Origin of the sequence: Pseudomonas sp. NPDC087614 (genome assembly GCF_044743485.1) — a bacterium.
GTDB lineage: Bacteria > Pseudomonadota > Gammaproteobacteria > Pseudomonadales > Pseudomonadaceae > Aquipseudomonas > Aquipseudomonas baetica_A.
On record NZ_JBIUWN010000016.1, the window covers coordinates 18,526 to 31,442 of the forward strand.

13 protein-coding genes are annotated in these 12,917 nt (G+C 59.2%); 4 read left to right on the forward strand and 9 right to left on the reverse strand.

All coding sequences use genetic code 11. The features are described 5' to 3' along the window. Positions 1-30: 30 nt before the first annotated feature. The 4 genes from ACIOWA_RS08900 to ACIOWA_RS08915 form a co-directional block, all read right to left on the reverse strand. Positions 31-1,263 carry an MFS transporter gene (locus tag ACIOWA_RS08900; protein ID WP_401159343.1) on the reverse strand — a complete coding sequence of 411 codons (1,233 nt, stop codon included), beginning with the start codon at positions 1,261-1,263 and terminating at the stop codon, positions 31-33. Continuing rightward, positions 1,256-2,233, reverse strand: a complete 978-nt coding sequence (locus ACIOWA_RS08905) for a diiron oxygenase (RefSeq protein ID WP_339464683.1) — start codon at positions 2,231-2,233, stop codon at positions 1,256-1,258. The genes ACIOWA_RS08900 and ACIOWA_RS08905 overlap by 8 nt, the downstream gene beginning before the upstream one ends. Beyond that, a complete protein-coding gene (locus tag ACIOWA_RS08910) occupies positions 2,230-3,303 on the reverse strand; it encodes a SagB family peptide dehydrogenase (RefSeq protein WP_339430499.1) in 1,074 nt (357 codons plus the stop codon). Before ACIOWA_RS08910 ends, ACIOWA_RS08905 begins: the two co-directional genes overlap by 4 nt. A gap of 453 nt (positions 3,304-3,756) precedes the next feature. Continuing rightward, a complete protein-coding gene (locus ACIOWA_RS08915) occupies positions 3,757-4,953 on the reverse strand; it encodes a class I SAM-dependent rRNA methyltransferase (protein WP_339430370.1) in 1,197 nt (398 codons plus the stop codon). Between the two features lie 300 nt (positions 4,954-5,253). Here ACIOWA_RS08915 and ACIOWA_RS08920 point away from each other — a divergent pair, with 300 nt between their 5' ends. The 3 genes from ACIOWA_RS08920 to ACIOWA_RS08930 all read left to right on the forward strand — a co-directional run bounded on the left by ACIOWA_RS08920 (position 5,254) and on the right by ACIOWA_RS08930 (position 7,284). Continuing rightward, on the forward strand, positions 5,254-6,066 hold the full coding sequence (locus ACIOWA_RS08920; protein ID WP_401159396.1) for an HDOD domain-containing protein: 813 nt from the start codon (positions 5,254-5,256) through the stop codon (positions 6,064-6,066). A 12-nt stretch (positions 6,067-6,078) separates the two neighbouring features. Further along, positions 6,079-6,891: a bifunctional DNA-formamidopyrimidine glycosylase/DNA-(apurinic or apyrimidinic site) lyase gene (gene mutM / locus ACIOWA_RS08925; protein WP_221732413.1), complete on the forward strand. Its 813-nt coding sequence runs from the start codon at positions 6,079-6,081 to the stop codon at positions 6,889-6,891. 69 nt (positions 6,892-6,960) lie between these two features. Next, positions 6,961-7,284 carry a multidrug transporter gene (locus tag ACIOWA_RS08930; protein ID WP_221732412.1) on the forward strand — a complete coding sequence of 108 codons (324 nt, stop codon included), beginning with the start codon at positions 6,961-6,963 and terminating at the stop codon, positions 7,282-7,284. A gap of 132 nt (positions 7,285-7,416) precedes the next feature. Here ACIOWA_RS08930 and ACIOWA_RS08935 read toward each other — a convergent pair whose 3' ends face one another. The 5 genes from ACIOWA_RS08935 to ACIOWA_RS08955 form a co-directional block, all read right to left on the reverse strand. Beyond that, on the reverse strand, positions 7,417-7,668 hold the full coding sequence (locus ACIOWA_RS08935; protein ID WP_221732411.1) for a YfhL family 4Fe-4S dicluster ferredoxin: 252 nt from the start codon (positions 7,666-7,668) through the stop codon (positions 7,417-7,419). Between the two features lie 102 nt (positions 7,669-7,770). Continuing rightward, positions 7,771-8,250 (reverse strand): pantetheine-phosphate adenylyltransferase, encoded by a 480-nt coding sequence (gene coaD, locus ACIOWA_RS08940; protein WP_221732410.1) that lies wholly within the window; start codon positions 8,248-8,250, stop codon positions 7,771-7,773. A 115-nt stretch (positions 8,251-8,365) separates the two neighbouring features. Then, positions 8,366-9,961, reverse strand: a complete 1,596-nt coding sequence (locus ACIOWA_RS08945) for a GMC family oxidoreductase (protein ID WP_339430368.1) — start codon at positions 9,959-9,961, stop codon at positions 8,366-8,368. Positions 9,962-10,078: 117 nt separating this feature from the next. After that, on the reverse strand, positions 10,079-10,624 hold the full coding sequence (locus tag ACIOWA_RS08950) for a twin-arginine translocation pathway signal protein (RefSeq protein ID WP_401159346.1): 546 nt from the start codon (positions 10,622-10,624) through the stop codon (positions 10,079-10,081). Positions 10,625-10,656: 32 nt separating this feature from the next. Further along, positions 10,657-12,087, reverse strand: coding sequence for a coniferyl aldehyde dehydrogenase (locus tag ACIOWA_RS08955; protein ID WP_339430366.1), 1,431 nt, complete (start codon positions 12,085-12,087; stop codon positions 10,657-10,659). A 146-nt stretch (positions 12,088-12,233) separates the two neighbouring features. Here ACIOWA_RS08955 and ACIOWA_RS08960 point away from each other — a divergent pair, with 146 nt between their 5' ends. Further along, positions 12,234-12,905, forward strand: a complete 672-nt coding sequence (locus ACIOWA_RS08960) for a TetR/AcrR family transcriptional regulator (protein WP_221732406.1) — start codon at positions 12,234-12,236, stop codon at positions 12,903-12,905. Positions 12,906-12,917: the final 12 nt, after the last annotated feature.

Genomic DNA, 12,917 nt, shown 5'->3' on the forward strand with positions numbered 1-12,917 from the left:
GCGGCGGTTGCGGGATGACGACTGGCAGGATTATTCGCCATCCGGTTGCGCGGTCGTGTTGATCTTGAGCATGTTGGCGCGGCGGCTCACCCTCCTGTTCAACGCCAGAGCCACGCCACTGAGCAAAACAAAGCAGTAACCCAGCGTGGATTGCAGGTTGGCCGGGCTCAGGCTGATCAATGCACTGATTATTCCGCCGCAAATGAAAATGATCGTGCTGCCAGCCGAAGCCGACGTGCCGGCGTTTTCGGGAAACAGGCCCATGGCCCGCGAGGTGGCTGCCGGTCGTGCGATGGTGGTGCCGGCCGTGCAGATCAGCATCGGAATCAGAACGGTGGCTGGGGCCAGTGCATGGTTGGCCGCCAGATAAAGCATCACCAAACCTGACAGCAGGATCAGACTCAGCCCGGTGATGATCTGCCGGCCCGGCGTGATGCGTCGGTTCAGTACGGTGGCGATGATGCCACCGACGACATACGCAGCGCCGTACACCAGCAGGATCAGCGAAAAATCATAGGCCGACAGTTGCAGTTGATCCATGAAGATCAGTGGGGAAATCACGATAAAGGAGAAATGACAGGCGAATGCGAAGGCTGAAATCAGCCAGTAGCCGACAAAGTCGAAATCTCCCAGCACCCGTCGATAGGCCTTGAGGAAACCCGGGTGCGTGCCGCTGACGACAGGGCGAGTGTTCTCCAGAAACAGCCATGCCTTGATCAGCACCGTGGCGGACAGCGCGATGAACACCCCGAAACTGCCGCGCCAGCCGAGGGTGGCTTGCAGAAAGGTGCCGGCCAGCGGCGACACGGAGATAAAAATCCCGGTGGCGGTGACCATCAGAATACGCAAGCGATCACGCTCCTCGCCTTCGAACAGGTCCTGCACCAGTGCCTGGGACAGCACAAAACAGCCGCAACCCAGTGCCTGCACCACCCGGAATATCAGGAACAGCGTGTAGTCGCCGGTCAACACGCAACCGAGGGCGCCGAGCATCGATACGCTCATACCGGCGAGCAGCAAGCCCTTGCGTCCGATCACATCGGATAGCGGGCCGATCAACAACTGGGCAAATGCGATGCCCACGGCGAACAGACTGATTGAAAGCGCGATGTCCGCCGGTGTGCTGCGGAAATGCGCCGCCAGTGCCGGAAATGATGGAAGCAGGACATCCAGTGGAAACACGCCCAGCAGCACCATGGCCAGTAAAAGGCCGACAGCCCCGCGACGCTGGCGTGTGATTACCGCGTACTTTCCGTTATCCATCGATCAGTCCTGCCTTGGCAAAAAGTGTCTGGTTATGGGGCGTTGCGAAAAATCCGGCCTTGCGCAGTGCATCCAGCGTAGCGATGGAGCCTGAACGTGCGCGCGCGCGGTTGGCCTGCACCGTTGCCATGCTGGCGACAATGTCCATCACGTCGCTGTCGGCAATGCCCGCACCGCGCAGGCTCTGTTGCAGCCAGCGTTCGTCGACCTCGAAGAAAAGCCCGATGATCTCCAGCAGCGTTCTGCTTGCAAACGTGCGCTGGCGACTGTTCATCGAAAGCCAGAAGTAATGGAACACTTCGGCAAAGTAGCGGCTGTGGCGGGCTTCGTCGGCCAGGTGATCGCGCAGCATGTCGTTCACGCTGGACACCAGACTGTCGCGACAGACGTCCAGCAGCTCCCGGGCAATGATGGTCTCCGAGACGAAGCCAAGCAGAAGCCATGCCAGTGCACGGTGCTTCTGCGGGGTGCGGACGATCAGTGCGTTCATGCGAGTGATCCGCTTCGGAATCGCCGGACGTGCGCTCATCCCGTAGAACCCGGCGATCTGCTCCGCGAGACGATTGGAGAACAACGCGTGGTAGCCCTCGTCGGTATAAAGTTGCAGCGCCGCGTGTTTCATTGGCAGAGGCACGTAGATAGGCAGTTCCCGATGAACGATGACCTCAACCGCGCGATTGACGATGCGATGTTCGAGCAGGGTGGTGTAATCGAGAAAGTGCACCAGATGGTTGGCCGTCAGTCGGTGTTGCACTTCGCGTCCGGCGGCCTCGATGGCCGGGTGGGCCAGATAAGGCAAAAAGGCCGGTGGAAACCAGTAGCGGGTTTGCAGTTGCTGCAGCACATCGTCCGGCAATTGATAGTCGTGGGTACTGCTGCGTACCGAGGCGCGGCTGTCCCAATCCCCCAGGGTGAATTTGAGCGCCCATGACACCGGTACTTCGTTCGAATCCGGGATAGGGAGGGTCATGCTTGTACCTCGCGCAAGAGATCACGCATTTCCTGGCACATCACCTGTCCGTCGCTTTCTCCGCAGCCAACAAAGAACAAAGGTTGTTCAGCGCTTCCCTCGATTTTGAGGAGCGTTTCGACCTGCTTGTCGGCAAATGCACCGGTCAACCAGGTGTTGAGACCCAGTGCTGTGGCGATCAGTTGAAAGGTCTGCGACAGATGACCCGCCTCAATGAATGCCATGCGATAGGCGCGTGAGTGCTCGTACTTCCACCAGAGCCGATCGAATCGAGCGGTGATGAACAATCCCAGCGGCAGGTTGTTGATGAAGTGCTGGCCGCCCAGCAAGTCGCCCAGCGCCGGTTGAGGCAAGGGATTGACCCGGCTAATGGTGTGTTCGGCAGGGTGGTAGGCGTAAATGCCGGGCTCCAGGTCGTCGACGTTGCGCACCAGCAGAAACCCTTCGCATGCATTCAGGCCACCACCGGACGGACTGCTGCGGCGTGCGCCAAGGTCTTGGGCAATGCTGTCGTCGCGATTGAGGTCGCGTTCATGGAGGTAACCGAGAGAAAGGTAAAGCAGGGTGCCGACGTCATCGAGCGTCATCGCTGCGCCGGTGTAGGAGCGACAGGTTTTGCGCTGGAGCAGTGCGTTACTCAGGCTGTCGTCGTTCAAACTGCGCGGGAGGGGCAAAGCGATGCGCTGTCCGGCCACATGCATGGGCCGGTCTGTTGCGGGAGCCGGGGTGGCCAATACTTCGTTGCAGTGCGCCAGATATAGCCTGGACCACTCATGAATATTCTGCGGGCTGTGTTCGCAGGGAATGTTTTGAGTGCCGATGTGATAGATCTTCGACAGTTCATCCCAACCCCATGGCGGGTTGTCTATTTTTGAAACGGTTAGAATGCCGGCGCTTAATAGTTGCGTGTCTATTATGTTGTGTGGGTCGAAGAGGTCTGGGTTGTTTATTAGTTGTGCAAGGCGGGTCGAATAGTTCAGGTCAAGTTCATGTTGGGTGTGCTCTTTGTAGTTCCAGACTATTTGTCCAGGTGAGCGCGGCAATATAAATAGATAAGGGTTTATGTGCATGGTATTCATTCACTCTGGATAAAGTCGAAAGGACGCCGCGTTGCCGGCACTCCACGGCGTCCTGACTCACTTAGCGGGCTTTAGGTGCAACCAGAAAAGCCAGGTTTGCGATTTTGTTGGTTTCCAGAGAAATGCTTTTCATGATGTGAACTCCTTGTTCGTTGATAGTTGAAGTCACCTCGTGGTGACAACTTCATAATAGTTTGTAATGGAATATTGGCAAGTGGATATTAAGTAGGAATGTTCCAGTAATTTTGTCGGAACTATCTTTAGCTGGAGTTGGACTTTGTAGGGTGTTTTTCAATAATTTAAGGGCGTAAGGAAATATCCTTCACGTTAGTAGGAAAGTCCGTGTAGGAAGTCGTGATTGTTGACGTAGAGGTGACGCAGAGTTCGCCAGGGGCAGGCGTAAAGCAAACGGGGAGCCTGCTGGCTCCCCGTCATCCGCATTGATCAGCTGTTAGGCAGCAGGCGGCAGGTGATGCTCTTGATGTAGCGGGTTTCGTTGATCGCCGGGTGTACCGGGTGATCCGGGCCTTGGCCGCCGCGCTCCAGCAACTGGATGTTGCGATCCAGGTGACGTGCACTGGTCAGCAGGATGTTTTGCAGGTCATCTTCCGGCAGGTGCATCGAGCACGAAGCGCTGACCAGGATGCCGTCCTTGTTGAGCAGGCGCATGGCTTGTTCGTTCAGGCGACGGTAGGCGCCTTCACCGTTTTTCATGTCTTTCTTGCGTTTGATGAACGCCGGCGGGTCGGCCACGATCACGTCGAAGCGTTCTTCACTGGCCTTGAGCTCTTTCAAGGCTTCGAAAACGTCACCTTCGATGCAGGTCATTTTGTCGGCGAAGCCGTTCAACGCGGCGTTGCGCTCGACACCGTCAAGGGCAAAGGCCGAGGCATCGACGCAGAACACTTCGCTGGCGCCGAACGCTGCAGCCTGCACGCCCCAGCCACCGATGTAGCTATAGAGGTCGAGGACGCGTTTGCCTTTGGCGTAAGGCGCCAGGCGTGCGCGGTTCATGCGGTGATCGTAGAACCATCCGGTTTTCTGGCCTTGAATGACCGGGGCTTCGAACTTCACGCCGTTCTCTTCCAGTGCCACCCACTCCGGCACCAGGCCGAATACCGTTTCGACGTAGCGGTTGAGGCCTTCGGCGTCACGGGCGGCGGAGTCGTTCTTGAACAGAATGCCGCTTGGCTTGAGCACTTGAGTCAGTGCGGCGATCACGTCCTCTTTATGCGCTTCCATGGTCGCCGAGGCGATCTGCACGACCAGGATGTCGCCGAAACGGTCGACCACCAGGCCTGGGAGCAGGTCGGAATCGCCGTAGACCAACCGATAGAACGGCTTGTCGAACAGACGCTCGCGCAGGGACAGAGCCACGTTCAGGCGGTGCACCAGCAGCGATTTGTCCAGTGCTACCTTGATGTCGCGCGACAGCAGTCGGGCGCAGATCAGGTTGTTCGGGCTCATTGCCACGATGCCCAGCGGCTTGCCACCCGCCGCTTCGAGGATGGCCTGATCGCCGGCATTGAAGCCATGCAGTGGCGTGGCGGTCACGTCGATTTCGTTGCTGTAGACCCACAAGTGACCGGCGCGCAGGCGACGGTCGGCGTTGGCTTTGAGGCGCAAGCTAGGCAGGGACATGACGTCGCTCCGGAAAAAAGAGCGGGAGTATACCGTGTTGCGAGTTATGTCGGGTTTGATGAGCGATGAAACGCCGATGCGCCTTCGAGAGCCGCGAATTTGCCACCGAGCGGGTTTCGATTATCCGGTCGGTATCAAAAAGTCCGAAGCCAGGGCTTGAATGAAAGTTCCTGACAAATGCCCACCGAGGTGTCGTCTTGCGGTTTTTAAGCGTTAGAATCGCCGCCTGTCCCAGAGTGTGTACTTATGTCCCAAGAGCTGACCACCGAACAGATTCAACAATCCCTGCAAGGCATCAGCGTGCCCGCGCAGCCGCAGATCATGGTGGATCTGCAAATGGAGCAGTACATGCCCGATCCGGACCTGGAGGTGATCGCCAGACTGATCTCCCAGGATCCCGGCCTGTCCGGCTCGCTGCTGAAAATTGTCAACTCGCCGTATTACGGCTTGAGCAACAAGATCACTTCGATCCAGCGCGCGGTGAATCTGCTGGGCAGCCGTTCGATCGTCAATCTGATCAACGCGCAGTCGATCAAGGGCGAGCTGAACGACGACACCATCGTCACGCTCAATCGTTTCTGGGATACCGCCCAGGATGTGGCGATGACTTGCCTGACGCTGGCCAAGCGCATCGGCATTCAGGCCAGTGACGAGGCCTATGCCTTGGGCCTGTTTCACGACTGCGGTGTGCCGTTGATGCTGCAGCGCTTCCCCCATTACATGTCGGTACTGGAAAAGGCTTACGCCAATGCCAGTGCCGAATGTCGGGTGGTGGACACCGAAAACAGCGAATTCAACACCAATCATGCGGTGGTCGGTTATTACACCGCCAAATCCTGGCGTCTGCCGGAGCATGTCAGCGCGTCAATCGCCAATCACCACAATGCCTTGGCGATCTTCAGGGATGAGTCGTCGCACGACAATCAGATGAAAAACCTGCTGGCGATCCTCAAGATGGCCGAGCACATCTGCGCTTCGTACCGGGTGCTGGGCAACCAGACCGAAGACTACGAGTGGGAAAGCATCGGTCCGATGATTCTCGATTACATGGGGCTGTCGGACTACGACTTCGAAACGCTCAAACAAACGATCCGCGACCTCGGCGCGCGTTGATTCGAGGACACCATGCCTGAACTGCCCGAAGTCGAAACCACCCGCCGGGGCATTGCCCCGCACCTGGAGGGCCAGCGCGTCAGCCGGGTGATCGTGCGTGACCGCCGGCTGCGCTGGCCGATTCCCGAAGACCTCGATGTGCGCCTGTCCGGGCAGCGCATCGTGTTGGTCGAGCGGCGGGCCAAGTATCTGCTGATCAATGCCGAAGTCGGCACGTTGATCAGCCATTTGGGCATGTCAGGCAATTTGCGCCTGGTCGAGGTCGGTTTGCCGGCGCTCAAGCACGAGCATGTCGATATCGAGCTGGAGTCGGGCCTGGCCTTGCGCTACACCGATCCACGGCGTTTCGGCGCGATGCTGTGGAGCAACGATCCGCTCAATCACGAGTTGCTGATTCGTCTCGGGCCTGAGCCCTTGACCGATCTGTTCGATGGCGAGCGGCTGTTCCAGTTGTCACGCGGGCGTACGATGGCGGTCAAGCCGTTCATCATGGACAACGCGGTGGTGGTCGGGGTCGGCAATATTTACGCGACCGAAGCGCTGTTTGCCGCAGGGATCGACCCGCGCCGCGAGGCCGGTGGCATTTCCCGTGGACGTTATCTGAAACTGGCGATCGAGATCAAACGCATCCTCGCCGCCGCCATCGAACGCGGCGGTACCACGTTGCGCGATTTCATCGGGGGTGACGGGCAGCCGGGGTATTTCCAGCAGGAACTGTTTGTTTATGGTCGCGGCGGTGAACACTGCAAGGTCTGCGGCACCGGGCTACGTGAAGTGAAGCTTGGCCAGCGTGCCAGTGTTTTCTGTCCGCGCTGCCAGACCTGAAGCAGGAAGCTGAAAAAATCCCACGGTCTATAGTGAGTTGTCTCACTGTTCAGCCCGAAGGATCGTGCCATGAAGTCCTCGCAAGTGCTCCTTGTCGCATTGCTGCTGTGTTCCAGCCTGGCTGTTCAAGCCACGGAAAACGGCAGCGGTGATCCGCGCTACACCCTCCAGAACCCACCGGCCTACGCCATGATCGGCGACTTGCTGATTGCCCGACCTTTGTTGGTCGTGGCGACGGTCATCGGGGCGGGCGTGTTTGTCGTGTCGTTGCCGTTTACCGCGCTGGGTGGCGGGATAGGCGATGCAGGGCAGGCGTTGGTGGTTGATCCGGCAAAAGCGGCGTTTGTGCGGTGTCTGGGGTGTACGGGGGAGGGGTTTGAGCAGCGCGAGTGAGGTGTTCTGAATTCGGCGCGGTTGTTGATGGTCCTTTCGCGAGCAAGTCCGCTCTCACCTTTGGAATGCATTCCAGTGCGGGAGCGGGCTAGCTCGCGAAGAGGCCCGAAGAAACGCTACAAAGCGGTCAGATCAGGCCTTGCCGGTGATCTTGTTGTACTTCTCCATCAACTGTTCTTGAGTTTCAGGATGGGCTTCGTCCAGTGGAATGCAATCCACCGGGCAAACCTGCTGGCACTGCGGTTCGTCGTAGTGGCCGACGCACTGGGTGCACAGGTTCGGGTCGATCACGTAGATCTCCTCGCCTTGGGAAATCGCGGCGTTTGGGCACTCGGGTTCGCAGACGTCGCAGTTGATGCAATCGTCGGTGATGATCAGGGACATGCTCACTCCAGCCGGGGCGGCAGGCCCGGGCGCTATAAATCAATGCGCGCAATTGTGCCGCATTGGCGCCCGCAGTGCACGCGGGCGCCGTTTGAACGGTCGTTACTTCTTGAAGCGCAGGGTCAGGGCGTCTGCCACGGCTGGGTGGACGAACTTGCTGATATCGCCGCCCAACGCGGCGATTTCGCGCACCAGCGTCGAAGAAATGAATGAATAACGCTCGGACGGGGTGAGAAACAGGCTCTCCACATCCGGGGCCAATTGACGGTTCATGTTGGCCAGCTGGAATTCGTATTCGAAGTCCGACACCGCACGCAAACCACGCAGGAACACATTGGCGTTCTTCTCTTTGGCGAAATGCGCCAGCAACGTCGAGAAGCCGACCACTTCTACGTTCGGCAGGTGTTTGGTGACCTCGCGAGCCAGTTCGACCCGTTGTTCCAGCGGGAACAGCGGGTTCTTCTTCGGGCTGGCAGCGACAGCAATGATCACATGGTCGAACAGGCGCGAGGCGCGTTCGACCAGATCGCCATGGCCCTTGGTAATAGGGTCGAAGGTACCTGGGTACAACACTCGGTTCATCGCGTCGTCCTGGCGGGAGTCCGTTGGGGAGTCGGATGGTATCGCAGCCGTCCCGGTCGGCCAAGTCGCCTGTTGGGTAAGAAAGCACTATAGACGATGGGAATGATCCGGTTTTTCATGGGTTTTTCAGTCGATCGGCGAGGGACGTCGCCAATTGTGCCGTCAGCCCGTATACCGACAACTGCGGGTTGGCGCCGATGCTGGTGGGGAACAGCGAGCCGTCGTGAATCGACAGATTGGTGAGCTGATGATGACGGCCAAGGCTATCGGCGACGGCGGTTTTCGGCTCTTCGCCCATCGCACAGCCGCCCATGACGTGGGCGCTGCCCAACCGTGTGCGATACAGCTCAAGGCGCAAGCCATCGATCAACGTACGGGCCTCGGCCAGGGTCTTCACATAACGCGCGTCGGCGTGCATCGGCATCACCGCTTTGGCGCCGCCGGCGAACTGGATCTCGGCCATGCTGTGGAAGGCCCGGCGCAACCCCTCCCAGGCATAGGGCGAGACTTGATAGTCGAGCACTGGCGAGCCGTCGCCCCGCAGCTCTACGTTGCCGCCGCTGCTGTCGGGGTGAAACCCATCGCGAAGCAGCGCCAGCGTGACGTGGGTATGTGGCAGATCGGCCATGCGCTGCGCGTTGTCCTGACCAAAACCGCCGAGCAGGGTGGCCGCGAGCGCCGGTTGCAGCGGCGGCACTTCGAGTTTGTAGCCCATGGGGCCGGTGACGCCGTCCTTCCACTGGAAATGGTCGGAATAAATCGACTGCGGCGCGCCGTAGAACGGGTTGATGACGTCATCGAAGCGCCCGGCGGACATGTTCACCAAATGCAGGAATGTGCGTTTGCCCAAGGTTTTGTGTGGGTCTGGCGCGTCTGAACGCAGCAGCAGCGCCGGACTGTTGATGCCGCCGCCGGCGAGCACGTAATGCCGTGCCTTGACCGTGATGGAGCGCCCGGTCGGTTCGACGCAACGCTCGTCCATGGCGACGCATTGCAGGGCGAAAACCTTGTCGCCGGTGATCAACAGCTTTTGCACGCGGGCCAGATAAAGCAGCTCTCCGCCCTTTTCCAGGGTGGCCGGAATGGTCGTGACCATCATCGATTGCTTGGCGTTGGTCGGGCAGCCCATGCCGCAGTAACCGAGGTTCCAGCAGCCGCGCACGTTGCGTGGAATAACGTGCCAGCTATAACCGAGCTGTTCACAGCCTTTACGGATCACGTCGTTGTTGGCGTTGGGCGGAATCAGCCACGGAGCGACGCCGAGACGCTGTTCCATTTTTTCGAACCATGGCGCCATTTCGGCCGGACTGTGGCCTTTGACGCTGTGTTCTTTGGCCCAATGTTCGAGGGTTGGTTCTGGGGTGCGAAAGCTCGATGTCCAGTTGATCAGCGTGGTACCGCCGACCGCCCGGCCTTGCAGGATAGTGATCGCACCGTCCTTGCTCATGCGGCCAATGCCTTCCTGATAGAGGCTGCTGTAGGCCTTGTCTTCAAGCATTTTGAAATCGGAACTGGTTTTCAGCGGGCCTTCTTCGATCAGCAACACTTTATAGCCGGCGGCGCTGAGGATTTCTGCCGTGGTACCACCGCCAGCGCCGCTGCCGATGATCGCGACATCGGTTTCGAGGGTCAGGTCGTCCGTGAGTTGTGCGCCGTTGTAGGTTTTCCAGCCTCGGGCGAGGCCTTCGCGGAACGGGTCGGGTACTGGCATGTTCAGGCTCTCTTGTTTTTGTTGTTCCAGCGGGCCCCTTCGCGAGCAAGCCCGCTTGCACATTGAAATGCAGTCCTCGGTGGCAGCGGGCTTGCCCGCGAAGGGCGCGTCTTGGGTTCAGACAGTCGGCGGGCCGGGATAACCGCAATGCGCCCAGGACTCGGCGCGGGTGTACCAGGCCATCATCACCATTTGCTGAAGCGAGCTGTGGCCCATGCGCAACAGGCTCAACGCGCTGTTTTTCCACCGGTCGAGGAAGTGGCGCATTGCTTCAGGGCTGGCGTTTTCCCAACTGCCCCAGATGCCGGTGAGGGGCCCGCGCGTCACGGCCATGCCCAGCACGTCGAACAACTGCCGGGTAAGCTTGAGCATTTCCGGCGACAGGTGATCGAGGCTGTAGTCCAGCGCCTGGAGCGTGCCGTCGACCGCGCCGGGCATCTTCTCGACGGCCACGGCGCCGTCGAGCATTACCGGAATCAATGCGCGCAGAAACAAGAGATCGCCATCGCGCAAAACAGTGAAACCCTGGGCCGGGACGCTCGACGAACAACCACTGAGGCTGGCGCCGAGCCCGGCAGTGGCGAGAAACGCGGTGGCGCCGAGGCTGAATTTCAGCAGGCCACGGCGCGACAGGGCAGGTGTTTCAGTCAGGCTTGGGTGCATTGTTTTTATTACCCGGTGGCGATGACGAATGTTTAGCGGATGAACAGCTTCTGAATCAGTTTCTGAATGGATTTTCCGTACGGTGGGTAAATCAGCCTGGCGGCGTTGAAACGCTGTTTGATCAGTACGCCTTTGGCTTTGCTGAACGTCAGAAAGCCTTCGCGACCGTGGTAGTGACCCATGCCCGAAGCGCCGATGCCGCCGAATGGCATGTCATCCTGAGCCACATGCAGCAAGGTATCGTTCAGGCACACACCACCCGAATGGGTTTCGTGCAGCACGCGGTTCTGTTCGCGTTTGTCGTAGCCAAAGTAGTAAAGAGCCAGAGGTCGTGGCCGCTGATTGATGTAAGCCAATGCCTGCTCCAGATCCTGATACGGCACGATCGGCAGCAACGGCCCGAAAATTTCGTCCTGCATCACGGTCATCTCGTCGCTGACATTGAGCAGCACGCTGTGTGGCATGCGGCGACCCTGGCCTTGGTCGAACAACGGAATCAACAGGGCGCCCTTGCTGGTGGCATCGCTGATGTATCCGTTGAGCCGCGCCAATTGGCGATCGTTGATGATTGCGGTGTAGTCCGGGTTGTCGGCGAGGGTTGGATAAAAGCCCTGCACGGCCTGGCGATAGGCTTCGACGAACGCGCCGACGCGGTCTTGCGGCACCAGCACGTAATCCGGGGCCACGCAGGTCTGGCCGGCGTTGAGGGTTTTGCCGAAGGCAATGCGTTCGGCCGCATCCTTCAACGGTACGTCACGGGAAACAATGGCCGGGGACTTGCCGCCCAGTTCCAGGGTGACCGGGGTGAGGTTTTGCGCTGCCGCGCGCATCACCTGCTTGCCGATGCTGGTGGCGCCGGTAAACAGCAGATGATCAAAGCGCAAACGGGAAAACGCCACGCCGATATCTGCTTCGCCGAGCACCACGCACACCAGATCCTCGGGGAAGATTCGCGCCAGCAATGCCTTGAGCAACAGCCCGGTGGCCGGCGTCGATTCGCTGAGTTTGAGCATCACCCGGTTGCCCGCCGCCAGTGCGCCGACCAACGGGCCGATGGCCAGATACAGCGGGTAATTCCACGGCACGATGACGCCAATCACGCCCAGCGGCTGATACACGACTTTCGCCGAGGCGGGCTGGAAGGCCAGGCCGACCTTGCGCCGCGAGGCTTTCATCCAGCCCTTGAGGTGGCGGCTGGCGTAGTGAATGCCGTGCAGGCTGGGCATCAATTCGGCCAGCAGGGTCTCGTCGGCGCTGCGGTGGCTGAAGTCGGCACTGATCGCCTCGATCAAGGCCTGACGTTCATCGCTCAGCACATCGCGCAGGGCCTTGAGCCATTGCTGGCGCTGGGCAGCAGGCGGCATCGGGTTGGCGGCATACGCGGCCCGTTGCGCGTTGAACTGCCGATCAAGCGCTTCCAGTGGCTGTTGCAGCGTTTGCAGGTAGGCTATATCGGCAGTCATAGTGGGCTCCGGAATTATTGTAATGGGGCAATTTTTAGAGCCTATACTCTAGAAAGTCAAATGGCTTCCTTGTGCAGCTTTGTTTTATCCATTTCCGGATAGGTCGTAAGATGCCCGTCACCGCACTCTGAATTAAAGCTCAAGCCATGGCCCCACGAATAAAAACCAGCGAGCGTATCGTGCTGAACAGCCTCGAACTGTTCAATCAACAGGGCGAGCGCAGCATCAGCACCAATCATATTGCTGCTCACATGGAGATTTCTCCGGGCAACCTGTACTACCACTTCCCCAACAAGCAGGCGATCATCGCCGTGTTGTTCAGTGAGTACGAAAGCCTTGTGGACAGCTTCCTGCGCCCACCTCAGGGACGCGCCGCGACGGTCGAAGACAAGCGCTTCTATCTCAAGGAGCTGCTGTCGGCGATGTGGCGTTACCGTTTTCTGCACCGCGATCTTGAGCATTTGCTCGACAGCGATCCGGAACTGGCGGCCCGTTATCGACGCTTTTCCCAGCGCTGCGTGATTCAAGGCGCGGCGATCTACGAGGGTTTCGTGGCCGCCGGGATCCTCGACATGGACCGTGTGCAGATTGAATCGCTGACCCTCAATGCCTGGATCATCCTGACGTCCTGGGTACGCTTTCTGTGCACCACCCGTGAGAACTCCAACCACCTCAGCGAGCAAGCCATCAAACGTGGCGTGTATCAGGTGTTGGTGCTGGAAGCCGGGTTTGTCACCGAGCAGGCGCGCGATCAGGTCAATGCACTGTTCGAAGAATTCTACGTACCGCTGGCCCAGGCCCTTGAGGACGTGAAGTAAACCGTTCTGTCG